Origin of the sequence: Mesorhizobium sp. 1B3, assembly GCF_050958605.1 — a bacterium.
In the GTDB taxonomy this organism is placed as follows: domain Bacteria; phylum Pseudomonadota; class Alphaproteobacteria; order Rhizobiales; family Rhizobiaceae.
The window spans coordinates 1-21,473 of the sequence record NZ_JBJHDO010000008.1 but is presented as its reverse complement, the minus strand read 5'-3'; the positions used below and the strand labels follow the sequence as shown (position 1 = coordinate 21,473).

Genomic DNA, 21,473 nt, shown 5'->3' with positions numbered 1-21,473 from the left:
CCCTATTTCTTGCGGGGTGGCCCCTTACGTTCGGCCGAAGCCGCCCAGAGGTTGATGTCGGCCTCGCGAGCATATTGATCGATCTCCGCCAGTTCGGCCTCGGTGAAGTCGCGCTTGGCCAGCGCGCCGACGCAATCCTCGACCTGTTCCGGCCGGCTCGCACCGATGAGCGCGGACGTGACGCGGCCACCGCGCAGCACCCAGGCGAGCGCCATCTGCGCGAGCGTCTGTCCCCGACGCTTGGCGATGTCGTTCAGCGCGCCGATGTTGGCGAGCGTCTTGTCGTTCAGGAACTCCCTGCGCAAGGACTTGCCCTGCGAGGCCCGGCTGCCTTCAGGGATGCCTTTCAGGTATTTGTCGGTCAGCATGCCCTGCGCAAGCGGCGAGAAGACGATCGAGCCAATGCCCAGCCCGTCGAGGGTGTCGAGCAGGCCGTCATCCTCGACCCAGCGGTTGATCATGGAATAGCTCGGCTGGTGGATGAGGCAGGGTGTGCCGAGCTGGCGCAAGATGTCGGTAGCCTCGCGCGTGCGCTGCGAGTTGTAGGAGGAAATGCCAGCATAAAGTGCCCTGCCCGAGCGCACGGCATGGTCGAGCGCCATCATCGTTTCCTCGAGCGGAGTCTCGGGATCGAAACGATGGGAATAGAAGATGTCGACATAGTCGACCCCCAGCCGCTGCAGGCTTTGGTCGAGGCTCGCCAGCAGGTATTTGCGGCTGCCCCACTCGCCATAGGGCCCCGCCCACATTTCGTAGCCCGCCTTGGTGGAGATGATCAGCTCGTCGCGATAGCCGGCGAAGTCCGTCCGCAGGATCTCGCCGAAGGCGATTTCGGCCGACCCCGGCGGCGGACCGTAATTGTTTGCGAGGTCGAAATGGGTGATGCCGAGATCGAATGCCTTGCGGCAGATCGCGCGCTTCAGCTTGTGCGACGCATCCTCGCCGAAACTGTGCCAGAGACCGAGCGAGATCGCCGGCAGCTTCAGTCCCGAGCGACCGCACCGGTTGTAGATCATCGACTCGTAGCGATTTTCCGCTGGCTGCCAGGGCATGATTCTTCCTCGTCGTTATCGTGGGCACATACTTCGAGGCTCGCCCGACGAGCCTCGAAGATGACCTGTAGCCTATCGCGACGCGATCATTGCTACTTTTTCTTTTTCGCCAGCAGCGCCTTTGCTTCCTTCACCCCGAGCGCGGCCGGCCGTTCGCAGGTGGTCTGCATCTTGACGAACTTGCCGGTTTCGCCCGACTTCAGGATGCCTGTCATGACATCGACCGAGTGCAGTGCGCCTTCCATCGAACAGCGGTGCGGCCGCCCTTCCATGATCGCGATGGCCATATCGGCAAGGCCGGCCGTGCGGTAGTTGGCCAGCATACCCGTCGAATGCTTCTGGTTCGGCACGCCGAAGGGATGGTCCCATTTCGGCGCCTTTTTCACATCGTCGCCGCGGTTCGTGTAGCGCACCGTGCCGCCGAAGAAGTTCGGGTCCGGCACATAGATCGTCCCCTCCTCCCCGAACAGCTCCATCGGGGCATGGCCGTGCTGCCATACGTCCCAGCTCGCGTTGAAGGAGACCGCTGCGCCGTTCTCGAATTCGAGCAGCGCGTGGATCGTGGTCGGCGTGTTCACCGGGATCTTCTGGCCGAAACGCGGCTTTGACGAAATGATGCGCTCCTTGAAGGGAATCGTGGCGAGCGCCGCCACTTGCTTCACCGGGCCGATCAGCTGGATGAGGTTGCTGATGTAGTAGGGGCCGAGGTCCAGGATGGGGCCGCCGCCCGGCTGAAAGAAGAAATCCGGATTGGGATGCCAGTGCTCCATGCCGCGGCTCATCACGTGGCAGGTGCCTGAAGTGATGCGCCCGAGCTTGCCGGAATCGACCAGGCTGCGGGCGAGCTGATGCGCCCCCCCAAAGAAAGTGTCGGGCGCGGAACCGATGCGTCGGCCCTTCTTCTCCGCGCGCTTCTTGAGATCGAGCCCCTCCTTCACCGAGAGGACGAACGGTTTCTCCGAATAGACATGCTTGCCCGCGTCCAGGATGTCCCTCGACACTTCGTAATGGACGGCGGGAATGGTAAGGTTCACGACGATGTCGATATCGTCGGCCTGCAGCAGCTCGTCCACCGCCATGGCGCGCAGCTTGTACTCCTTGGCGCGCGTCTTGGCGACATTCACGTCGATATCCGCGCAGGCGCGCATTTCGATGCCTCGGAACATCGGGGCGAGCCCGAAATAGGTTGCCGAGATATTGCCGCAGCCGATAACACCGACTCCGAGTTTCCTGGCCATGTGATGGAAGCTCCTAGAAGTTTTTTCCGGCGGCGATCGAGCGAGCGGCGAAGCGCTCGAGATCACTCGGGTGGTCATGTTCCATGATGTAATGCTTAGCCGGCGTATGCTGCCGGAGCGCCTTGTAGATACCCGTCCAGTCGACCGTGCCGTGGCCGACATCGGCCCAACCGTCCTCATCAAGCGCCTCGCCCTTCGGCGCGATGTCCTTGACGTGGACCGCGACGATCCGCGACGCATAGTCGTTGATCCATTTGAGGGGATCGGCGCCGCCACGGACCACCCAGGCGACGTCGATCTCCCAACCCACGCCGGCGGCGGAGTCGAGAATATGCTTCAGGGGGATCGACCCGTCGGCGAGCGGCTTGAACTCGAAATCGTGATTGTGCCAGGCGAAGCCGAGGCCGGCCTTGGCCGCCGCGTCTCCGACCTTTGCCAGTCGTTTTCCGAAGGTCTGCCAGCCGGCGGCGTCATTGGGGCGCTGATCCGGCATCAGAAAAGGGCAGATGAGAAGCTTTGTCCCGAGCGTTTCCGCTGTCTTGCGCGCGGCGTCGAAATCGTTCTCCAGCACCTCGATGGAGAAATGCGCCGTGGGCATCGCAAGGCCGTTGCCGTCGAGTTCCGCCCGGAACGCCTTGGGATCCCCGTAAACGCCGCCGAACCCCTCGACCTGCTTGTAGCCCAGGTTGGAAAGGGTCTTGAGAACGCCGCTCCACGGTTGAAAATTGCGCGCACTGTAAAGCTGAAATGACCAATCCATTGTCGCTTCTTCCGCTTGTGGTTTGTTTTTCAGAGCCTGTCGCCCATATCGGCATCGAACAGGGAGGCGCGGGCGGGATCGAAGCCGATGCGCACCTTATCGCCGACATGGAGATGGCGTTCGGCATCGACCCTGAACGACAGCGGCTGGCCGCCGAGCTTCGTCCAGACCAGCGTGTCCGAGCCCATCGGCTCGACGATTTCGACCTCGACCTCGCCCGTGAAGGGATAGGCTTTACCGTTGTCGCCAAAACCGATGTGCTCGGGCCTGACGCCGAGCGTGACGCCACCGCCCCGGACAGCGTCCTTGCCGAAGCGGTAGCGGTCGAGCGGCACCGAAACGTCGCCGACCCGGAAGGCCGGAACAGTGCCGGGCTCCACCTTGCCCTCGATGAAATTCATGCCGGGCGAGCCGATGAAACCGGCGACGTAGCGGTTGACGGGATTGTTGTAGATGGCGTGCGGCGTATCGAGCTGCTGGATCGCCCCGCCCTTCATAACCGCTATGCGGTCGGCCAGCGTCAGCGCCTCGATCTGGTCGTGCGTCACATAGATCATCGTGTTGCCAAGCCGCTGGTGCAGGCGCTTGATCTCGACCCGCAGTTCCGAACGCAGCTTGGCGTCGAGATTGGACAAGGGCTCGTCGAACAGGAAGACGTCGACGTCGCGCACCAAGGCCCTGCCGATCGCCACGCGCTGCCGCTGACCGCCGGAGAGCGCCGAAGGCTTCCGTTGCAGCAATTGTTCGATCTGCAGGATCTCGGATGCCTTGGCAACGCGCCGGGCGATCTCGTCCCTGGCCAGGCCCGCGTTCTTCAGCCCGAAGGAAAGATTGCCTTCCACGGTCATCTGCGGATAGAGCGCATAGGACTGGAACACCATGCCGATGCCGCGGTCCTTGGGCTCCTCCCAGGTGACGTTCCGCCCCTTGATGAAGATCTGGCCCTTGGAAACGTCGAGCAGGCCGGCAATGCAGTTGAGCAATGTCGATTTCCCGCAGCCCGACGGCCCGAGCAGGACGAGGAATTCGCCTTCGGGAATCTCGAGGTCGAGCGACTTCAGCACTTCGACCGTGCCGAAGCTCAACGAGACATCCTTGACCGCGACGCTCGTCATCGGCTCAACCTTTCACCGCGCCCGCGGCGATACCGCGCACGAATAGTTTTCCGGAAATGAAGTAGATCACCAGCGGGACGAGCCCGGTGAGCAAGGTCGCCGCCATGTTCACATTATATTCCTTCACCCCTTGCACCGAATTGACGATGTTGTTGAGCTGGACGGTCATCGGATAGACATCCGGCCGCGTGTAGACGACGCCGAACAGGAAGTCGTTCCAGATGCCGGTGACCTGCAGGATGATCGCGACGACGAAAATGGGCAGAGACATCGGCAGCATGATCTTGAGGTAGATGCCCCAGAAGCCGGCGCCGTCGACACGCGCGGCCTTGAACAGCTCTTCAGGGATCGACGCGAAGTAGTTGCGGAAGAGCAGCGTCAGGATCGGCATGCCGAAGATCGTGTGCACGACGACGAGGCCGGTCAGCGTGCCGTAGAGGCCGATCTCGCGCAGGATGATGACGATCGGGTAGAGCATCACCTGGTAGGGAATGAAGGCGCCGATGATCAGGATGGTGAAGAAGATGTCGGCGCCCTTGAAGCGCCAGTTGGCGAGCGCGTAACCGTTGATCGAGGCGATCGCGATCGAGAGCACGACGCTCGGCACGGTGATGCGCACGGAGTTCCAGAAGCCGCGCGACAGGCCATCGCAATTGAGCCCGGTGCAGGCTTGCGACCACGCCTTCACCCAGGGCTCGAAGGTTATCTCGAGAGGCGGAGAGAAGATATTTCCCACCCTGATCTCCGGCATGCCCTTCAACGACGTGACGACCATCACGTAGAGCGGAAGAAGATAATAAAGGGCGACGACGATCAGCGTGCCATAGAGCATGATGTTTCGGGCGGAGAGCGCTCGGCGCGGCTTCGGGCCATAAGGCCCCGACACGGCCCGCGCAGGCGCCTCGGCTGAAATCGGACGTTCGAGGACGGCGGCATCAGCCATGGCGACGCCTCTTTCCGAATTCCAGATAGGCCCAGGGCACCACGACGATGATCACGCTGAGCAGCATCATCGTCGAGGCCGCGAAACCCTGGCCCAGATTCTGTGCGTGGAACATGTAGTCGTAGACGTATTTCGCCGGGACTTCGGAAGCGATCCCCGGGCCGCCGCTCGTCTGGGCCACGACGAGGTCGTAGACCTTGACAATGCCAGACGCGATGATGACCAGCGTCGTGACAAAGACCGGGCGCATCATCGGAATGATGATGAAAAGATAGGTCTTCCAAGTGGGGATGCCGTCGACGCGCGCGGCCTTCCAGATGTCCTCGTCGATACCGCGCAGGCCCGCGAGCATCAGGCACATGATAAGACCGGTGCCCTGCCAGAGCGCAGCGATCAGGATGCCGTAGATGACGATCCTGGCATCGTAGAGCGGATCGAAGGTGAAGCTCTCCCAGCCCAGGCTACGCACCACGCCCTGCACTCCGAAGTCGGGATTGAGCAGCCACTGCCAGACGAGGCCGGTCACGATGAAGGAGAGCGCGAAGGGATAGAGGAAGATGGTCCGGAAGGTGTCCTCGAAACGGATCTTCTGGTCGAGGAGGGCGGCCAGTATGAAGCCGATGACCAGCGAGAAGACGAGGGTCAGGACGCCATAGATCGCCAGGTTCTCGATGGCCACCTGCCAGCGCGGCGCCGCCCACAGGCGCTCGTACTGCGACAGCCCTACGAAATTGAGACGCGGCAGCAGCTTGGAATTGGTGAAGGAATAAAGGACGGTCCAGGCAGTGCCGCCGGCAAAGACGACCACCGCCGTGAGGATCATCGGCACGGATGCGATCTTTGCGCTCAGGTTCCTGAAAACCTGACTTGGACGTCTTGCGTAGGTTTCGCTCATCTCGATCGACCCTTTCCTGCGCATTCAGGCTTCGGCCAGGGTGCGGCCAGCCTTCGCCGGGTCGGCGGTCGTTCGGATGTAAGCGCCGCCGCCCGGCTTTCGCGAAGCACGACCCGAAACGCAGCTCGCTTCGGGTCGAAGGCTCCCGAAAGGATCAGTCGGCCGACGCGATAATGTCGGCGAAACGCTTCTGCGCGTCCTCCGGCGTCAGGCTCGGAGTGGCGAAGAACTCCGCGAAAAGATCCTCGATCTGCTTTGTCGTATCGGCGGAAACAAGCTGGTCGGCACTCTGGATCACGTTGCCCTTGGCCAGAATGTCGAGGCCCTTCTTCATGCAGTCGTTGGCGCTGGCGAGATCGACGTCGCCCCGCACCGGCAGCGAACCCTTCTTGAGGTTGAATGCGACCTGGGTCTTCGGATCGAGCAAGGTCGCGGCCAGGACGTCTTGCGCCTTGGATTTCTCCTCGTCCTTCAGCAGCGGAAAGTAGAAGGCATCGCCATTGGTCGAGAGGATCTCGTTGACCCCCAATCCGGGCAGGCAGGTGTAGTCCTTTCCGGCCACCTGGCCGGCCACCTGGAACTCGCCCTGCGCCCAGTCGCCCATGATCTGGCCGCCAGCCTTGCCGGTAATGACCATGTTGGTCGCCTGGTTCCAGTCCTGGACATTGGTGTTCTTCGACATGGCGCGGGCGTCGTTCGCAGCTTTGAACACCTTGGCGACCTCCGGTCCGGCGGCAACCTCAGCATCCTTGTCGGAATACACCTTGAGGAAGGTGTCCTTGCCGCCGATTGCGATCATCAGGACGGCGAAGGCGCCGCTCGCCTGCCACGGCTGGCCGCCTACCGCGAGCGGCACCTTGCCGGCCTTTTCGAGCGCCGGTGCAGCTGCGACGAATTCGTCCCAATTCTTCGGCACAGGCACCCCGGCCTCCTCGAAGGCCTTGTTGGAGAGCCACAGCCACTGCCAGGAATGGATGTTCACCGGCGCGCAATAGATCTTGCCGTCGATGGTGCAACTGTCGAGCAAGCTCTTCGGCCGGATGATTTCCGTCCACTTCCCTTTCGTGGCGACGTCGGTGAGATCACGCATCAGACCGGCCTCGACGAGTTCCTCCGCCTGTCGGCCATGGTTGAACTGCGTCGCGCCCATCGGGTCACCGCCGGTGATGCGGCTGATCATGATCGGCCGTGCCGTGCCACCGGAGCCGGCGATGGCGCCGTCGACCCATTTGTTGCCGGTCGCGTCGAAAGCCTTGGCGAGCTCGGCGACGGCAGCCGCCTCGCCTCCGGACGTCCACCAATGGGTGACCTCGAGATCGGTCGCATTCGCAAGGCTCGCCGAGGCAAGCAGAGTCGAGGCCGCAATAAGTGCCTTGAAAGACTTCATGATTTCCTCCCGTTAGCCTGGCGCTCCCACGACAGGCGTTCCACTCGATCCGCCGGCCTCCTATTTCCGAGGGATCAATCGATCGACTGGGGTGCCGCAAACGAGCGGTGCAATCGATTACATTTATTTTGACTTCCGAAAAAAAGGATTGTCAAGCCAAATCGGCGCGAAGCTCGACCCCGCGCAACAGCGTCACCCTCCCCGGATGCGAGTCCCCATAGCGGCACAAGCCGGCATAACAGACAGGCCGCATCGGCAATCTCGATGTGGCCGTTCCATGCTCTTGTTTTCACGCCGGATTTTGGCGCGGCCGATACGGCCGCTCCGATCTCAGCTCGCCCAGGGACCGTGGAAGGCGCCGCTCGCGTCGATACGCTCGAAGCCGTGGGCGCCGAAGAAATCACGCTGGGCCTGGATGAGGTTGGATGTTCCGCGCCCCTGACGATAGCTGTCGAAATAAGCGAGCGCGGAAGAGAGCGCCGGCACAGGCAGGCCGGCTTCAACCGCACGCGCCAGGACGCGGCGCAAGGACGGGTGGGTCTCGTTCATCATCTCGACGAAGTCAGGCGCCATGAGGAGATTGGGGACCGAGCCACTGGTCGCGAACGCCTCGGCAAGGCGCCCGAGGAATTGCGAGCGAATGATGCAGCCCGCCCGCCAGATCTTGGCGATGACGGGCAGCGGCAAGTTCCAGCCGAACTCCTTGGAAGCGGCGGCCATGACCGCGAACCCCTGCGCATAGGCGGCGATCTTGCCGGCGAAGAGCGCGGCCTCGAGATCCGGAAGAAGGTTCGCCCGATCGGCGCTCAGCCCCGGCCCAGCCACCCCGAACACTTTCTGAGCGGCGATACGCTCGTCCTTCATCGACGAGAGCACGCGCGCCGCCACAGCCGCCTCGATGGCCGTCGCAGGCACGCCGAGCGTCTGCGCCTCGATGACCGACCATTTGCCCGTGCCCTTCTGGCCGGCCCGGTCGAGAATGACGTCGACCACCGGCGACCCAGTCTGGGGATCGTCCGCCTCGAGCACCTTGGCCGTGATCTCGATCAGGTAGGAGTTCAAGCGACCGCGGTTCCAACCCCCGAAGATCGGCGCGATCTCCTTGGCGGCCATCCCGAGCCCATCGCGCAGGATGCCGTAGATCTCGGCGATCATCTGCATGTCGGCATATTCGATCCCGTTATGGATGGTCTTGACGAAATGGCCGGCGCCGTCGGTTCCGAGCCAGGCGGCGCAGGGCTCGCCCTCATATTTCGCGGAGATGGCGGTCAGCACATCCTCGACGCGTCGCCAGGATTCCTCGGTTCCGCCGACCATGATCGAAGGCCCATGGCGCGCGCCTTCCTCGCCGCCAGAAACACCCATGCCGATGAAGGTCAGACCCGAGCCTTCGAGTTCGTGGAAACGGCGCATCGTGTCGCGGAAATTGGCGTTGCCCGCATCGATGACGATGTCGTTGGCCGACAGGACACCGCGCAGCAGCGCAATCTGCTCGTCGACAGCCTTGCCCGCCTGGACCATCAGGATGATCGGCCGGGGCGGGCGGATCGCCTCCGCCAGAGCCTCGATCGTCTTGCAGGGAATGATCCTGTCCCTGAGGTCGCCGGCTTGCTCGACAAAGGCGTCGGTGCGTGACGTCGTGCGGTTGAAGACCGCGATCCGGTGACCCTTCTCGGCGATGTTGAGCGCGAGGTTAGATCCCATGACGCCGAGCCCGATCAGGCCAATGTCGGCTTTCTGTTCCATCTTCTTTTTTCCCTTGGGTCTTGTCGCTGATGCGGACGGCGATGATCCGCCCCGACGTGCCGTTCGTCAACCGCACCGATCGCGAGTGGACGGTCCGATCCCGCTCAGACGGAGAGGAACTCCAGTCGTGCCGGCGTGAAGCTGTCGATGAGCCGCCCCGCCTCCAGCGCCCGGCAACCATGAACCGCGTTGGAAGGCACGATGAAGCTCTGTCCGGCCTCGAGCACCGCCGTCTCGCCGTCGATGGTCACCTCGAAGGCGCCTTCCGCCACATAGCTCGCCTGGATGTGCGGATGCGAATGGAGTGAACCGACCGCCCCCTTCTCGAAGGCCACCTCGACGATCATCAATTGTTCGTTATGCGTGAGCAGTCGCCGGCGCACGCCGGGCTCGGTTGGCGTCCAGTCGCCGGCCGACGGTTTCACGAAGTTGGAGCTTGCCATGAACCGCTCCTATCTCGCCAGCCAGCCGCCGTCGACCGGGAAGATGGCGCCATGCACATAATCGGACGCCGCGCTCGCCAGGAAGACCGCGGTGCCGCCGATGTCCTCCGGCTTGCCCCAATGTCCCGCCGGGATCCGCTTCAGGATCTCGGCGCTGCGCACCGGGTCCTCGCGCAGCACCTTGGTGTTGTTGGTGATGATGTACCCCGGCGCGATGGCGTTGACGTTGATGCGCCGTGCCGCCCATTCGTTGGCGAGTATGCGCGTCAGCCCGGCCAGGCCGCTTTTGGCCGCCGTGTAGGAGACGATGCGGATGCCGCCCTGGAAGGACAGCAGGGACGCGATGTTGATGATCTTGGCCGGGCGCTCCTCGGTGAAGGCCTTGCGAGCCAGCGCCTGGCTCAGCATGAAGACCGATTTCAGATTGACGTCCATGACATCGTCCCAGTCGGCCTCAGAAAAGTCCACCGCGTCACCGCGCCTGATGATACCGGCATTGTTGACCAGAATATCGATCGGCCCGAGTTCGTCCCAGCTGCGTTCGAGCGCGGCGGCGGCGCCGACGGAATCTGAGAGATCGGACATGACCGGAACGACCTTCCCGCCGTGTGCTTCGATCGCGTCAATGGTCTCGTCCATTGAGGAACGGCCTACCGCCAGGATCTCCGCGCCGGCTCGCGCAAGGGAAATCGCGATGCCTTGCCCGATTCCCGTATTGGCCCCGGTGACCAGCGCCCGGCGGCCAGCCAGGCTGAAGATGTCCAACCCGTTCATCGCAGATCCTCCATCGTGACCATGTCGACGTCGGTGTAGTCGACATTATCGCCTGCCATCGCCCAGATGAAGCTGTAGTTGGAGGTGCCGGCGCCGCTGTGGATCGACCAGCCCGGCGACAGGATCGCCTGCTCGTTGGCGACGACGAGGTGGCGTGTCTCGGCCGGCTCACCCATGAAATGGAAGACACGCGCCGATTCCGGCAAGCCGAAATAAAGATAGGCCTCCGACCGACGGTCGTGGACGTGACAGGGCATGGTGTTCCAGACCGACCCTTCCGCCAGCACCGTCATTCCCACCACGAGCTGGCAGGATTCCATCACGTCGGGATGGACGAACTGATAGATCGATCGCTCGTTGGAAGTCGCGCGGGCGCCGAGATCGACCCGCTTGGCATCGCCGATACGGATCAGTCGGGACGGAATCTCCTTATGTGCGGGAGCACTCAGGAGATAGAATTTCGCCGGCTTCTCCTTCTCGGCACTGGCGAAACGCACCTCTTTCACCCCTTTGCCGAGGTAGAGCATGTCGCGATGGCCCAGCGGGAAAGCGCGCCCGTCGGCGAAGACGTCGCCCGGCCCGCCGATATTGACGACCGTCATCTCGCGACGGTCGAGAAAACCCGGCGTGCCGGTTTCCCTGATCGATGCGAGAGCGAGAGCCTCCATGGTCGGCGTGGCGCCGCCCACGATCAGACGGTCGAAATGCGTGTAGGTCAGGCGGATCTCTCCCGGCATGAACAAGGTCTCGACCAGGAATCTCTCGCGCAGCTGTGCCGTATCGAAGGCTTGCGCGGCCTCCGGTCCCACCGGCTGACGGATATCAACACGCATCGCAAATCCCCTCAGAGTTTCCTGAAAAACAGTCGTTGCAGATCTCCGCCGCTTTGCAGAAGACCGTGATAGCGGCGCTGGCTCGCGGAGAGGTGTCCGCGCATGGCGTCTCGCGCCGCTTCGGCGTCGCCGTCCGAAACCGCCTCCATGATCGCCCGATGTTCGGCCTGCAGCTTCGCCTGGTATTCCTGCGACTGGAGCAGCTCGGACGAGACCGTCGTCACGAGATCGCGCGGGATGGTGCGGCGACCGAGAACATCGAGGATTTCGACATAGAAGGGATTGTTGGTCGCTTGGGCGATCGCCCGATGGAAGGCGAAGTCGGCCGTGCCCGTCGGCTCGCCACGCTGGAGCTGCATGTCGAACTCGCGGAAGGCCGCGCGGATATCCGCTTCCTGGGACGGCGAGCGCCGCTGCGCGGCAAGGGCGGCCGATTCGATCTCGATCGCCATGCGCACCTCGAGGACGTTGAGCACCATCGACACCTTGCCGCTCAGATCCGCGGCCAGGCTTGCCAGCGCGGTCGGCGCCTGCTCGCTGACGAAGACACCGGCGCCTTGCCGGGGAAGAACGAGGCCATCGGCGGCAAGACGCGTCACCGCTTCGCGCACGACCGTCCGACTGACGCCGTATTCGCCGCAGAGCTGGGCCTCCGTCGGCAGCTTGTCGCCCGGCTGGAAGATCCCGGAAACGATTTGCTCCCGGATGGCATCGACAAGGCGATCGGCGAGCTTCGGCCGTCTCTGTGTCTCGTCAGCCAAGCGTTCATCAGTGTTCATTCCAGGCCTCCGGCAGTGGCACGACGCTTCGCCTCACTTAAAGACCGATGGCAGCCAGAGCGAGATCGCAGGAATGTAAGTCACAGCCATGAGCACGATCACGCCAGCAGCGTAGAACGGCCAGATGGATCGCATGGCCTCCCAGACCGAGATCTTGCCCACAGCGCAGGCGACGAACTGGACGGAGCCGACCGGCGGGGTGTTCAGGCCAATGCCGAGATTGAGGATCATGATCACCCCGAAATGAACGGGGTCGATGCCATAGGCCTGCACGACCGGCAGGAAGATCGGCGTCGTGATGATGATCATCGGCCCCATGTCCATGAACGTGCCGAGGAAAAGCATAAGCACGTTGAGCAGGAGCAAGATCACCAACGGATTCTCGGAGATGGCATTGAGCGAGGCGATCAGCGCCGCCGGAACCTTCAGGAACGCCATCAGCCAGGAAAAGGCGGCAGCCGTGCCGATGATCAAAAGCACCATCGAGGTCGTGCGCACCGCGCCCAGCGTCGAATGGACGAACTGGCTCCAGCTCATTTGCCGGTAGAGGAACATGGTGACCAGCAGCGCGTAGATCACCGCCACGCAGGAGCTCTCGGTCGCAGTGAAGATGCCCGAGCGGACGCCGCCGAAAATGATGCCGATCAGGAGCAGGCCGGGGACCGCGACGATCCCCAGGCGCAGCGCGGCAGCCAGCCCTGGGAAAGGCTCGACCGGATAGCCGCGGCTGCGCGCCACGAAATAGGCCGTGACCATCAGCGCGGCCGCGAAGAGCAGGCCTGGAATGATGCCGGCCGTGAACAGGTCGGCGATCGAGATCTTGCCGCCCGCCGAGATCGAATAGATGATCATATTGTGCGAGGGCGGCAGCAGCAGCGCGATCAGTGCCGCCATGGAAGTCACGTTCACCGCATAGTCCACGCCATAACCGCGGGCCTTCATCTGCGGGATCATCAGCCCGCCGACGGCGGCTGCTTCCGCGACAGCGGAGCCGGAGATGCCACCGAACATGGTGGAGGCGGCAATGTTCACCTGACCGAGCCCGCCGCGCAGATGGCCGACCAGGGCACCGGCGAAGGCCACAATGCGCTGGGCGATGCCGCCCCGCACCATCAGGTCGCCGGCATAGATGAAGAAGGGCACCGCGATCAGCGAGAAGACATTCATGCCCGAATTCATGCGCTGGAACACCACCAGCGGGGGCAGGCCCATGTAGAGGACGGTCGCGAAGCTGGCGACACCCAGGCAGAAGGCGATCGGCGTGCCGATCAGCATGAGCAGCGTGAAAACGCCGAACAGAATCCACAGTTCCATCAGATTGCCGCCTCTTCCGCGATCACCGCGTCGATGTCGACCGGCTCGCCGGCGAAACGCAGAACCATGCGCTCCAGCGAGAACAGGGTGACGAGAATGCCGCCGGCGACGATCGGCACGTAGTCCAGGCCGCCGGGAAGGCCGAGCGCGGGCATCGTCGAATCCCAGGTCAGGGCCACGAGCTTTCCGCCATAGACGACCATGCCGATGCCGAAGCCCATGACCAGCACGTCGGATATCGTCCTCAGCACGCCGCGCGCCTTCGGCATGGCGTAGAGGAGCACGTCGAAACCGAGATGGAAGTTCTCGCGCACGCCGACGGCCGAGCCGAGAAAGATGAACCAGCTCATCAGCATCACGGAGGCCGGCTCCGTCCAGCTCGGGCTGGCGTTAAGCACGTAACGGCCCCAGACCTGCCAGGCCACGAACGCGGTCATCAGAACGAGTCCGATGCCGGCCAGCCAGAGCGCGAGGTTCGATAGGGCCGACAGGAATCGCCCGATCCGCGGCAGGTATTCACGCATGGAAGTGCCCTCGAAGGATTGCCCGTTGGGCAAGCCCCTCATCGGCCTGCCGGCCACTTCTCCCCGCAGGCGGGGAGAAGACCGCTGTCATCTCCACTTTCGCAAATCGCCCGCCGTTGGCAGTTGGCGAAACCCAAGCGGTCAGCGTCTCTCTCCCCGCAAGCGGGGAGAGATGTCCGGCAGGACAGTGAGGGGCTGCTCGCGACCGATCAATCATCGACCCCCCGCGGTCTCACTCCGTCGCCTGAATGCGCGAGACGAGATCCTTGAGCTTGTCGCTCTTCACGAACTGCTCGTAGACGGGCTTCATCGCGTCGATGAAAGGCTGCTTGTCGATCTCGGTCACCACCTCGGAGCCCGCATCACGAACGGTCTTTTCGGACGCGGCTTCGCGTGCGGCCCAAAGCGCGCGCATCTTGGCCACGCTCTCCTTGGCGGCCGCCTTGACGATCGCCTGGTCCTCCGCCGACAGCTTGTCCCAGGAGGCCTTCGACATGACCAGCACTTCCGGCACGATCAGGTGCTGGTCGAGCGTGTAGTGTTTCGCAACCTCATAGTGCTTCGAAGATTCATAGCTCGGCCAATTATTCTCGGCGCCGTCGATCACGCCCGTCTGGATGGCCGAATAGACTTCGCCATAGGGCATCGGCACGGCGTTGGCGCCGAGGGCATTGACCATGGCGACGAACACGTCGGACTGGATGACGCGGAACTTCATGCCCTTCAGGTCGTCGATGGACTTGATCGGCTTCCTGGCGTTGTAGAAGGAGCGCGAGCCCGAATCGTAGAAGGCGAGCCCGACGAGGTCATGCGCCTCGAAAGCCTTCAGGATATCCTCCCCGATCGGCCCGTCCATGACCTTGTGCATGTGGTCGATCGACTTGAAGACGTAAGGCAGCGAGACTGCCTGAGTCTCCTCGACGATGTTGTTGAAAGGCCCGAGCGAGACGCGGTTCATGTCAATGACGCCGGCGCGCGTCTGTTCGATCGTGTCTTTCTCCTCGCCGAGTTGGGCGGAATGGTAAACCTCGATGGCGATGCGTCCGCCCGTGCGCTCCTTGACGAGCTCGCCTAAAAATTTGACCGCCTCCACGGTCGGATATCCGTCCGGATGGGTGTCGGACGATTTGAGCGTGATTTCCTGCGCATAGGCAGCGCCGCCGAACAGCACCGCGGACAGTGCTGCGGCGGCAGTGAACTTCCGGATCAGGTTCATGGTTCTCCTCCCTATTCCTGATTTCGGTTCCGTTCTCATTCAATGGCCCTGGATGTTGACACATCCAGGGCGCCTCAGGCGCCGGCGCGGCCCATCCGGGCCGCTTGGCTTTCGCGCCACCGCACCGGCCCGAACCGAAGGTTCGGTAAGCACGATGCGGCAACCCTACTCTGGCAGAGCGTCCTTTGCGCGCCCGAACGGACGCGCGGCGCTCTGCTGCCGCGGCGCGCAGTCGCGCGCTCCAACGGTTTTTGACCGTTGGCATCAAAGGCGATAGGCCCGCTTGGCGAGCCCGTAGGCGAGTTCGACGGCAAGCTCGGCCGCCTCCTCCTCCCGGAGTTGGCCGGTCGCGACGAGTCCGGCGAGATAGGCGCAGTCGACCCGCCGCGCGACGTCGTGACGGGCGGGAATGGAAGGGAAGGCGCGGGTATCGTCGTTAAAGCCCACGGTGTTGTAGAAGCCGGCGGTCTCGGTCGTCAGCTGGCGGAAGCGGCGCATGCCCTCCGGGCTGTCGAAGAACCACCAGGCAGGACCGAGCTTCAGGCTGGGGTAGACGCCGGCAAGCGGCGCCAGCTCGCGCGCATAGGCCGTCTCGTCCAGCGTGAAGAGGATGACGGTCAGGCCGGGCTCGAGCCCGACAGCGTCGAGCATCGGCTTCAGGGCAGCGACGTAGTCGGTGCGGCCGGGAATATCGAAGCCCTTGTCCCGGCCGAAACGCTGGAGGATCCCAGGCGAATGATTGCGGCGAGAGCCGGGATGGATCTGCATGACAAGCCCGTCGACGAGACTCATCCGCGCCATCTCGGTCAGCATCTGCGCTCGGAACAGGTTCCTCTCCGCGGCATTCGCCTCGCCCGCCCGGATGCGAGCGAACAGGGCCTCGGCTGCGCCGCGGGAGAGATCCGCAGTATCGGCCGTGGCGTGGCCATGGTCGGTCGCGGTCGCGCCATGCTCCTTGAAAAAGGCCCGCCTCGCCCGATGCGCGTCGAGATAGCCCGCCCAACCACCGATGTCGCAGCCGGTGATCTCGCCCAGCATGCGGAGGTTGTCGGCGAAACCGGCGAAGTCGGGGTCGACGACTGCGTCCGGCCGGTAGGTCGTGATCACCCGACCGCCCCAGCCGGAATCGGCGATCATGCGATGCCATTTGAGGTCGTCGAGCGCGCCTTCCGTCGTCGCGATCGTCTCGATGCGGAATCTCTCGAACAGCGCCCGTGGGCGATAGTCGTCGCGCTCCAGGCACTCCGCGATGCGGTCATAATACAAATCCGCCGTGTCCGCCGACAAAGGCACGTCGATGCCGAACAGCGTCGCGAAAGTATGGTCGAGCCAGAGCCTCGTCGGGGTGCCGCGGAAGAGATGGAAATGTTCGGCGAAGATGCGCCAGATCTTGCGTCCGTCGGTCTCGACGGGCCCACGGTCGGCGCGCGGCACACCCAGGCTTTCCAGCGCGACGCCCTGGCTGAAAAGCATGCGGAAAATATAATGATCCGGGACGATCAGGAGCTGGGCGGGATCGGGAAATCGTTCGTTCTCCGCGAACCAACGCGGATCCGTGTGGCCGTGGGGACTGACGATCGGCAGGTCCCGGACCTCGGCGAACAGGGCCCGGGCGAGAGCGCGCACCGCAGGTTCGACGGGGAAAAGGCGATCGTCATCCAGCAGCACGAAATCTCCCCCTCGCGATGGATGGAGAGTCGTAAGGCGGCAGAGATACTATGTCAATCGGCTAGATCGAAATTTGTATGATGACTTCTAGCTGAAGCGTGATTCTTGCCTGCGGATGCGCCGTCAGGCCTTGCGCCGCTTCTTGCCGTAGAGCTCGAGGCGATGATGGACAATATCGTAGCCGAGCGCGCGCGCGATCTCGTCCTGCAGCTGCTCGATCCTGTCGGACTTGAACTCGATGACGTCGCCTGTCTCAATGTCGATCAGATGATCGTGATGCTCGCCCATGGCCTGCTCGAATCGTGAGGGGCCGCCTTCAAATGCATGACGATGAATGGCGCCCATGCCCTCGAGCAGCTTCATCGTCCGGTAGACGGTGGACAGGGAAATGCTGCTGTCGGCCTTCGACGCCATCTGGAAGATCTCGAGCGCGTCGGGATGGCCTTCCGTGCTCGACAGAATGTCCAGAATAATCCGTCGCGGGCGGGTTATGCGAACGCCGGCACGGCGTAGCTGTTTCTCGTAATCGGGTTTTTGAGTCGGCGCTTTCGTCATGGTCGAATTATGCGCCAGATGACAACCAGTTGCAAAGAAATGGCCCCCTCCAACCGGCTTATCCAACCCTCAGCTTCGCTTAGCCCCGGGGAAGACGGCCGGCCCCGCTGTTGACCACACTTATTGCAAACGATTTGCAATTGCATTGACAGATGTCCGCCCCGCCTCTATTTCTTGGAACATGGTGCTTGCGCGCCCTTCCGAAGTGATCCGTCCGAGGAGTGACAACAGAAATGCTCCGCGCCGTCATTGCCGTGCTCATGGCGCTCGGTCTTGCCGCCTGCAGCGGCGAAGCCAGCAACAGTGAAAAACTGAAGGTCGTGACCACCTTCACCATCATCGCCGACATGGCGCGGAACGTCGCCGGCGATGCCGCCGACGTGGAATCCATCACCAAGCCCAATGCCGAGATCCACAACTATCAGCCCACGCCGGGCGATCTCATCCGGGCACAGGACGCCGATCTCATCTTGTGGAACGGCCTGAACCTGGAGCTCTGGTTCCAGAAATTTTTCCAGAACCTCAAGGACGTGCCGGGCGTCGTGGTGTCCGAAGGCGTCGAGCCGATGGGGATCGCCGAAGGTCCTTATACCGGAAAACCCAACCCGCACGCCTGGATGTCGCCCACGGCCGCCCTCATTTACGTCGAGAATATCCGCAAGGCGTTGGCGGAGCGCGATCCGGAGAATGCCGAGACCTACAACCGCAACGCCACCGCCTACGCGGAAAAGATCAAGGCCACGGTCGAGCCGATCCATGCCCGCCTTTCGGCCATCCCGGAGGAACGGCGCTGGCTTGTCTCGAGCGAAGGCGCTTTCAGCTATCTTGCACGCGACTTCGGACTGAAAGAGCTGTATCTCTGGCCCATCAATGCCGACCAGCAAGGCACGCCGCAGCAGGTGCGCAAGGTGATCGACGCAGTGCGCGCCCACCACATTCCCGCCGTGTTCAGCGAAAGCACCGTGTCGGCCGATCCCGCCAAGCAGGTGGCGCGCGAGACCGGTGCCAATTACGGTGGTGTGCTCTATGTGGACTCGCTGAGCGACGCCAACGGGCCGGTGCCTACCTATCTCGACTTGTTGCGAGCCACCACGGAGACCATCGCCAAAGGCCTGACGGAATGAACCTTTCGGTAGCCAGCGCCACGGACGCGCCAGCCAGGGACGGCCTCTCGGTCGAGAACATTACCGTCACCTACCGCAATGGCCACACCGCGTTGCGCAACGCCAGCTTCTCGATCCCCCGCGGCTCGATCACGGCCCTGGTGGGGGTCAACGGCTCTGGCAAATCCACGCTTTTCAAGGCGATCATGGGCTTCGTGCCGCTTGCGGCCGGAAGGGTCTCGATGTTCGGCGCGCCTGCCGTGGAGGCCCTGAGACGCAACGCCGTCGCGTATGTGCCGCAATCCGAGGACGTCGACTGGAACTTCCCCGTGCTCGTCGAGGACGTGGTGATGATGGGCCGCTACGGCCATATGAATTTCATGCGCATCCCGCGCCCGGACGATCGCGACAAGGTGGATGCCGCGCTCGAACGGGTCGGCATGAGCGCCTACCGCAAGCGCCAGATCGGGGAATTGTCGGGCGGCCAGAAGAAGCGCGTCTTCCTGGCCAGGGCGCTTGCCCAGGAGGGGCAGATCATCCTCCTCGACGAGCCTTTCACCGGTGTCGACGTCAAGACCGAGGACGCCATCGTCAAGCTGCTGCGTTCCTTGCGCGACGAGGGCAGGATCATGCTCGTCTCGACCCACAATCTCGGCAGCGTGCCGCAATTCTGCGACCGCGCCGTGCTCATCAACCGCGCCGTGCTGGCGGAAGGCCCGACCGCCGAAGTGTTCACACAGGCCAATCTGGAGAAAGCTTTCGGCGGCGTCTTGCGGCAGTTCACGCTCGGCGGCACGGAGCTGCACGACGACGCCGACCCGCGCAAGGTGACGGTCCTGACCGACGACGAGCGGCCTTTCGTGATCTATGGCGAGAACTCGGACGAACAGGGCGGCCCGAGATGATCGACCAATTGGCCGAGCCTTTCGCCTACGGCTACATGATCAACGCCATGTGGGTCTCGGCGCTGGTCGGCGGCGTCTGCGCCTTCCTGTCCGCCTATCTCATGCTGAAGGGCTGGTCGCTGATCGGCGACGCCCTCTCCCATTCCATCGTCCCAGGGGTGGCCGGGGCCTACATGCTTGGGCTGCCTTTCGCCTTCGGCGCTTTCCTCTCCGGCGGCCTCGCCGCCGGCGCCATGCTTTTCCTCAATCAGCGGACCAAGCTTCGGGAAGACGCCATCATCGGGCTGATCTTCACCTCCTTCTTCGGCCTCGGCCTGTTCATGGTGTCGCTCTCGCCGACCTCGGTGAACATCCAGACCATCGTGCTCGGCAACATCCTCGCCATCACCGCCGCGGACACGCTCCAGCTCGTCGTCATCGCCGGCATTTCGCTGCTGATCCTGTTCGTCAAATGGCGGGACCTCATGGTGACCTTCTTCGACGAGAACCACGCGCGGTCGATCGGTCTCAATCCGGACCGGATGAAAGTGCTGTTCTTCACGCTGCTTTCGGCCTGCACCGTCGCGGCGCTTCAGACCGTCGGCGCCTTCCTGGTCATCGCCATGGTCGTGACACCAGGCGCGACCGCCTACCTTCTCACCGACCGTTTTCCCCGCCTGATCGCGATCAGCGTCGGGATCGGCGCGATCACCAGCTTGGTCGGCGCTTATGCGAGCTATTTCCTCGACGGCGCGACCGGCGGCATCATCGTCGTTCTCCAGACGTTGATCTTCCTCCTGGCATTCGCCTTCGCGCCGAAGCACGGCATGCTCGCCGCCCGTCGCCGGGCGCGGCAAGCTCTGGAGCAGGGGCTGTGACCATGGTCGAAATGCTCCTCGCGCCCTTCCAGTTCGCCTTCATGCAGCAGGCCTTCGTCATCGCGATCCTGGTCGCGGCGCCGATGGCACTGCTGTCGTGCTTCCTCGTGCTCAAAGGCTGGTCACTGATGGGCGATGCCATCAGCCATGGCGTCCTGCCGGGCATCGTGCTCGCCTACATTGCGGGCCTGCCGCTCGCCGTCGGAGCCTTCGCGGCCGGCATGACCTGCGCGCTCGCCACCGGCTTTCTCAAGGAGAACAGCCGCATCAAGGAGGACACGGTGATGGGCATCGTATTCTCCGGCATGTTCGGTCTCGGTCTCGTGCTCTACACCAAGATACAGACCGACGTCCACCTCGACCATATCCTGTTCGGCGACATGCTCGGCGTCGGCTGGGGCGACGTGCTCGAAAGCGGAATTATCGCCGCGGTGGTCTTGTCGACGGTCGGCGTGTTTCGGCGCGACCTGCTGCTCCATGCCTTCGACCCGCAGCATGCCCAGGCGATCGGCCTGCCGGTACGGCTGCTGCATTACGGGCTGCTGGCGGTATTGTCTCTGTCGATCGTCGGGGCCTTGAAAGCCGTCGGCATCATCCTGGCGATCGCCATGCTGATAGCACCGGGCGCCATCGCCTTTCTCCTGACGAACAGGTTCGAGCGCATGCTGATTTCCGCGATCGCCGTTGCGGTTTCGGCGTCGTTCCTCGGCATCTATCTGAGTTTTTTTCTAGATTCGGCGCCCGCACCAACGATCGTGCTCCTGATGAGCATCACTTTCGCCGCCGCCTATCTCGTCGCCAGAAAGCGCGTTGCACGGGTGCAGAGCCGCATTCCGGCGGATACCTAAAGCCAGGCGGTCATACTGCCGAACTCCCGTGGAACGCCGGCTCGTCGGCGGCGGCCTCGAGGCCCAGGACCCGTCTGACATCGCGGTAGAGCAGCCGGCCCATCTCCAGCAGCATCAGCCCGAAAGCCAGCGGCATCATCACGAGGATCGGCCACAACGGCCAGAACGAGGTGCCGATCTGCATCGTCCGGTTCGACTGGATGCTGGTCCAGACGAAGCGCAGGATGTACCACATGAACACGGCGTAAACGGCGATCTCGACGGCCGTCACCAGGGCCGCGACGATGGCCCGCCGGCGCGGCGGCTGCGCATCGGCCAGGGTCTCCAGGCGCGGAAACATGCCTTCGCGATGCGCGATCGGCAACGCCCAGAAGACCAGCAGCGGGAAGATGATGCGCTCGACGATGTTGTAGGCGCCGGGGATGAGGTCGGCCTGCAGGAAGTAGCGGCCGGCCACGCTGATCACCGTCACCATCATCATCAGGAACAGCATGGAACCGGCGCCGACCGCGGCAAGA

22 protein-coding genes are annotated in these 21,473 nt (G+C 63.3%); 4 read left to right on the top strand and 18 right to left on the bottom strand.

Features of this window, described 5'->3' with window-relative positions:
* Positions 1-2 precede the first annotated feature (2 nt).
* The 17 genes from mgrA to ACCO56_RS20810 form a co-directional block, all read right to left on the bottom strand.
* On the bottom strand, positions 3-1,052 hold the full coding sequence (gene mgrA / locus ACCO56_RS20890) for an L-glyceraldehyde 3-phosphate reductase (protein WP_433642783.1): 1,050 nt from the start codon (positions 1,050-1,052) through the stop codon (positions 3-5).
* A gap of 92 nt (positions 1,053-1,144) precedes the next feature.
* A complete protein-coding gene (locus tag ACCO56_RS20885) occupies positions 1,145-2,290 on the bottom strand; it encodes a Gfo/Idh/MocA family protein (protein WP_433642782.1) in 1,146 nt (381 codons plus the stop codon).
* A 13-nt stretch (positions 2,291-2,303) separates the two neighbouring features.
* Complete coding sequence (locus ACCO56_RS20880; protein ID WP_433642781.1) at positions 2,304-3,050, bottom strand: sugar phosphate isomerase/epimerase family protein; 747 nt, start codon at positions 3,048-3,050, stop codon at positions 2,304-2,306.
* 29 nt (positions 3,051-3,079) lie between these two features.
* Complete coding sequence (locus ACCO56_RS20875) at positions 3,080-4,165, bottom strand: ABC transporter ATP-binding protein (RefSeq protein WP_433642780.1); 1,086 nt, start codon at positions 4,163-4,165, stop codon at positions 3,080-3,082.
* A gap of 4 nt (positions 4,166-4,169) precedes the next feature.
* Positions 4,170-5,108 (bottom strand): carbohydrate ABC transporter permease, encoded by a 939-nt coding sequence (locus ACCO56_RS20870; protein ID WP_433642779.1) that lies wholly within the window; start codon positions 5,106-5,108, stop codon positions 4,170-4,172.
* Complete coding sequence (locus ACCO56_RS20865; RefSeq protein WP_433642778.1) at positions 5,101-6,003, bottom strand: carbohydrate ABC transporter permease; 903 nt, start codon at positions 6,001-6,003, stop codon at positions 5,101-5,103. Before ACCO56_RS20865 ends, ACCO56_RS20870 begins: the two co-directional genes overlap by 8 nt.
* Positions 6,004-6,157: 154 nt before the next feature.
* Positions 6,158-7,390 carry an ABC transporter substrate-binding protein gene (locus ACCO56_RS20860; RefSeq protein ID WP_433642777.1) on the bottom strand — a complete coding sequence of 411 codons (1,233 nt, stop codon included), beginning with the start codon at positions 7,388-7,390 and terminating at the stop codon, positions 6,158-6,160.
* Between the two features lie 330 nt (positions 7,391-7,720).
* Positions 7,721-9,136, bottom strand: coding sequence for an NADP-dependent phosphogluconate dehydrogenase (gndA, locus tag ACCO56_RS20855; protein WP_433642776.1), 1,416 nt, complete (start codon positions 9,134-9,136; stop codon positions 7,721-7,723).
* 104 nt (positions 9,137-9,240) lie between these two features.
* Positions 9,241-9,579, bottom strand: a complete 339-nt coding sequence (locus ACCO56_RS20850) for a cupin domain-containing protein (protein ID WP_433642775.1) — start codon at positions 9,577-9,579, stop codon at positions 9,241-9,243.
* Between the two features lie 9 nt (positions 9,580-9,588).
* Positions 9,589-10,353: a 2-dehydro-3-deoxy-D-gluconate 5-dehydrogenase KduD gene (gene kduD, locus ACCO56_RS20845; RefSeq protein ID WP_433642774.1), complete on the bottom strand. Its 765-nt coding sequence runs from the start codon at positions 10,351-10,353 to the stop codon at positions 9,589-9,591.
* Positions 10,350-11,186, bottom strand: coding sequence for a 5-dehydro-4-deoxy-D-glucuronate isomerase (gene kduI / locus ACCO56_RS20840; RefSeq protein WP_433642773.1), 837 nt, complete (start codon positions 11,184-11,186; stop codon positions 10,350-10,352). Before kduI ends, kduD begins: the two co-directional genes overlap by 4 nt.
* Before the next feature lie 11 nt (positions 11,187-11,197).
* Positions 11,198-11,965, bottom strand: a complete 768-nt coding sequence (locus ACCO56_RS20835; protein ID WP_433642772.1) for a FadR/GntR family transcriptional regulator — start codon at positions 11,963-11,965, stop codon at positions 11,198-11,200.
* A gap of 33 nt (positions 11,966-11,998) precedes the next feature.
* Complete coding sequence (locus tag ACCO56_RS20830) at positions 11,999-13,279, bottom strand: TRAP transporter large permease (protein ID WP_433642771.1); 1,281 nt, start codon at positions 13,277-13,279, stop codon at positions 11,999-12,001.
* Positions 13,279-13,803 carry a TRAP transporter small permease gene (locus ACCO56_RS20825; protein ID WP_433643033.1) on the bottom strand — a complete coding sequence of 175 codons (525 nt, stop codon included), beginning with the start codon at positions 13,801-13,803 and terminating at the stop codon, positions 13,279-13,281. Before ACCO56_RS20825 ends, ACCO56_RS20830 begins: the two co-directional genes overlap by 1 nt.
* Positions 13,804-14,035: 232 nt before the next feature.
* Positions 14,036-15,019: a TRAP transporter substrate-binding protein gene (locus tag ACCO56_RS20820; protein WP_433642770.1), complete on the bottom strand. Its 984-nt coding sequence runs from the start codon at positions 15,017-15,019 to the stop codon at positions 14,036-14,038.
* A 264-nt stretch (positions 15,020-15,283) separates the two neighbouring features.
* The gene (gene uxaC, locus ACCO56_RS20815; RefSeq protein ID WP_433642769.1) at positions 15,284-16,687 is read right to left on the bottom strand and encodes a glucuronate isomerase; all 1,404 of its coding nucleotides are present in this window, start codon (positions 16,685-16,687) and stop codon (positions 15,284-15,286) included.
* A 123-nt stretch (positions 16,688-16,810) separates the two neighbouring features.
* Positions 16,811-17,242 (bottom strand): Fur family transcriptional regulator, encoded by a 432-nt coding sequence (locus ACCO56_RS20810; protein WP_433642768.1) that lies wholly within the window; start codon positions 17,240-17,242, stop codon positions 16,811-16,813.
* 260 nt (positions 17,243-17,502) lie between these two features.
* Here ACCO56_RS20810 and ACCO56_RS20805 point away from each other — a divergent pair, with 260 nt between their 5' ends.
* Genes ACCO56_RS20805 through ACCO56_RS20790 form a run of 4 tightly spaced genes read left to right on the top strand, consistent with a single transcriptional unit; the run spans position 17,503 to position 20,955 of the window.
* Positions 17,503-18,366: a metal ABC transporter substrate-binding protein gene (locus tag ACCO56_RS20805; protein ID WP_433643032.1), complete on the top strand. Its 864-nt coding sequence runs from the start codon at positions 17,503-17,505 to the stop codon at positions 18,364-18,366.
* The gene (locus ACCO56_RS20800) at positions 18,363-19,250 is read left to right on the top strand and encodes a manganese/iron ABC transporter ATP-binding protein (protein WP_433642767.1); all 888 of its coding nucleotides are present in this window, start codon (positions 18,363-18,365) and stop codon (positions 19,248-19,250) included. Before ACCO56_RS20805 ends, ACCO56_RS20800 begins: the two co-directional genes overlap by 4 nt.
* Positions 19,247-20,107, top strand: a complete 861-nt coding sequence (locus ACCO56_RS20795; protein WP_433642766.1) for a metal ABC transporter permease — start codon at positions 19,247-19,249, stop codon at positions 20,105-20,107. The genes ACCO56_RS20800 and ACCO56_RS20795 overlap by 4 nt, the downstream gene beginning before the upstream one ends.
* Positions 20,108-20,109: 2 nt before the next feature.
* Positions 20,110-20,955 carry a metal ABC transporter permease gene (locus tag ACCO56_RS20790; protein ID WP_433642765.1) on the top strand — a complete coding sequence of 282 codons (846 nt, stop codon included), beginning with the start codon at positions 20,110-20,112 and terminating at the stop codon, positions 20,953-20,955.
* A gap of 10 nt (positions 20,956-20,965) precedes the next feature.
* Here the strand turns inward: ACCO56_RS20790 and ACCO56_RS20785 are convergent.
* The coding region (locus ACCO56_RS20785; RefSeq protein WP_433642764.1) for a TRAP transporter small permease at positions 20,966-21,473 on the bottom strand (508 nt) is incomplete at its 5' end.

What these genes read in the sequence shown, in the direction of transcription:
- ACCO56_RS20825 (WP_433643033.1), bottom strand. Translation starts at nt 13,803, where the DNA reads ATGCGTGAATACCTGCCGCGGATCGGGCGATTCCTGTCGGCCCTATCG.
- ACCO56_RS20795 (WP_433642766.1), top strand. Translation starts at nt 19,247, where the DNA reads ATGATCGACCAATTGGCCGAGCCTTTCGCCTACGGCTACATGATCAAC.
- ACCO56_RS20875 (WP_433642780.1), bottom strand. Translation starts at nt 4,165, where the DNA reads ATGACGAGCGTCGCGGTCAAGGATGTCTCGTTGAGCTTCGGCACGGTC.
- ACCO56_RS20835 (WP_433642772.1), bottom strand. Translation starts at nt 11,965, where the DNA reads ATGAACACTGATGAACGCTTGGCTGACGAGACACAGAGACGGCCGAAG.
- ACCO56_RS20820 (WP_433642770.1), bottom strand. Translation starts at nt 15,019, where the DNA reads ATGAACCTGATCCGGAAGTTCACTGCCGCCGCAGCACTGTCCGCGGTG.
- ACCO56_RS20790 (WP_433642765.1), top strand. Translation starts at nt 20,110, where the DNA reads ATGGTCGAAATGCTCCTCGCGCCCTTCCAGTTCGCCTTCATGCAGCAG.
- kduI (WP_433642773.1), bottom strand. Translation starts at nt 11,186, where the DNA reads ATGCGTGTTGATATCCGTCAGCCGGTGGGACCGGAGGCCGCGCAAGCC.
- kduD (WP_433642774.1), bottom strand. Translation starts at nt 10,353, where the DNA reads ATGAACGGGTTGGACATCTTCAGCCTGGCTGGCCGCCGGGCGCTGGTC.
- ACCO56_RS20830 (WP_433642771.1), bottom strand. Translation starts at nt 13,279, where the DNA reads ATGGAACTGTGGATTCTGTTCGGCGTTTTCACGCTGCTCATGCTGATC.
- ACCO56_RS20850 (WP_433642775.1), bottom strand. Translation starts at nt 9,579, where the DNA reads ATGGCAAGCTCCAACTTCGTGAAACCGTCGGCCGGCGACTGGACGCCA.
- ACCO56_RS20860 (WP_433642777.1), bottom strand. Translation starts at nt 7,390, where the DNA reads ATGAAGTCTTTCAAGGCACTTATTGCGGCCTCGACTCTGCTTGCCTCG.
- gndA (WP_433642776.1), bottom strand. Translation starts at nt 9,136, where the DNA reads ATGGAACAGAAAGCCGACATTGGCCTGATCGGGCTCGGCGTCATGGGA.
- ACCO56_RS20800 (WP_433642767.1), top strand. Translation starts at nt 18,363, where the DNA reads ATGAACCTTTCGGTAGCCAGCGCCACGGACGCGCCAGCCAGGGACGGC.
- ACCO56_RS20880 (WP_433642781.1), bottom strand. Translation starts at nt 3,050, where the DNA reads ATGGATTGGTCATTTCAGCTTTACAGTGCGCGCAATTTTCAACCGTGG.
- ACCO56_RS20870 (WP_433642779.1), bottom strand. Translation starts at nt 5,108, where the DNA reads ATGGCTGATGCCGCCGTCCTCGAACGTCCGATTTCAGCCGAGGCGCCT.
- ACCO56_RS20885 (WP_433642782.1), bottom strand. Translation starts at nt 2,290, where the DNA reads ATGGCCAGGAAACTCGGAGTCGGTGTTATCGGCTGCGGCAATATCTCG.
- ACCO56_RS20805 (WP_433643032.1), top strand. Translation starts at nt 17,503, where the DNA reads ATGGCGCTCGGTCTTGCCGCCTGCAGCGGCGAAGCCAGCAACAGTGAA.
- mgrA (WP_433642783.1), bottom strand. Translation starts at nt 1,052, where the DNA reads ATGCCCTGGCAGCCAGCGGAAAATCGCTACGAGTCGATGATCTACAAC.
- ACCO56_RS20810 (WP_433642768.1), bottom strand. Translation starts at nt 17,242, where the DNA reads ATGACGAAAGCGCCGACTCAAAAACCCGATTACGAGAAACAGCTACGC.
- ACCO56_RS20865 (WP_433642778.1), bottom strand. Translation starts at nt 6,003, where the DNA reads ATGAGCGAAACCTACGCAAGACGTCCAAGTCAGGTTTTCAGGAACCTG.